1 protein-coding gene is annotated in these 1198 nt (G+C 66.8%); it reads right to left on the bottom strand.

The features are described 5' to 3' along the window. Positions 1–1149: IS630 family transposase (locus tag FHS42_RS36025; protein ID WP_184580591.1), on the bottom strand; the 1149-nt coding region annotated here is incomplete at its 3' end. Positions 1150–1198: the final 49 nt, after the last annotated feature.

Below are 1198 nucleotides of genomic sequence, written 5' to 3'. Positions count from 1 at the left end.
CAGGCCGAACCACCGCTCGACCTGGTTCATCCAGGAGGAGCCGGTGGGGGTGAAGTGGACATGGAAGCGGGGGTGTTTGCCCAGCCACGTCTTGATCTCGGGGGTGTTGTGGGTGGCGTAGTTGTCACAGACCAGGTGGACGTCGAGTCCGGCGGGCACGGCCTTGTCGATCCGGGTGAGGAACTTCTTGAACTCGATGGCCCGGTGGCGTCGGTGCAGTTCCGATATGACAGTGCCGTCGGCGACGTTGAACGCGGCGAACAGGCTGGTGATGCCGTGCCGGTAGTAGTCGTGGGTGCGCCGTTCGGGCATGCCCGGCATCATCGGCAGTACGGGCTGGGAGCGGTCCAGCGCCTGGATCTGGCTCTTCTCGTCCACGCACAGCACCACCGCCTTCTCGGGCGGGTGGTGGTACAGGCCGACGACGTCGATGACCTTGGCGACGAACTGCGGGTCGGTGGAAAGCTTGAAGGCATCCTGCAGGTGCGGCTTGAGGTCGGACTTTTTCCAGATCCGCCCGATCGTGGACTTCGACAGGCCCGTGCGCTGGGCCATCGAGGCCCGCGACCAGTGCGTGTCCTTGCCCGGAGTGGACTCCAAGGTCGCCACGATGACGTCCTCGACCTGATCCAGCAGGATCGAGGGCGGCCGGCCCACCCGGGGCTCGTCGGACAGGCCGTCGAGGCGTTTGGTGATGAACCGGGCCCGCCAGCGGTTCACCGTTCCGTGCGATACGCCGAGTTCGGCGGCGATCTCCTTGTTTGTCCCGCCTTCCGCGCACCGCAGCACGATCCTCGCCCGCAGCGCCAGAAACTGTGCGGTCTTCGCCCGCCTCGCCCAACGCGTGAGCTCCGCATACTCGGCCTCGAAGAGCACCAACTCCGGCTTACGCCGACCCGACCGGGGCTCGTCCACCAGGCCCGCCATCCGCCGGTCCACGAACCGCGAGCGCCACTTGCGCACCGTCTCCGTGGACACCCCGAAGCCCTCTGCCACAGTGGTGTTCGACGCCCCGTCCGCACAGGCCAGGATGATCCGGGCCCGCTCCGCCACGCGAGCCGAGACCGCGCCGTCCGCCCAACGTGCCAACTTCGCACGCTCCTCGACGGACAGCACGACTTCCACAGCACGAGGACCCCGAGACGTCATGAAAACAGCCTACTGACTTCGAGCCGCCATTTCTGGCGCAGCACACTAG

It is taken from the genome of Streptomyces zagrosensis (genome assembly GCF_014203645.1).
In the GTDB taxonomy this organism is placed as follows: Bacteria; Actinomycetota; Actinomycetes; order Streptomycetales; family Streptomycetaceae; genus Streptomyces; species Streptomyces zagrosensis.
This window is presented reverse-complemented; position numbering and strand designations above follow the sequence as displayed.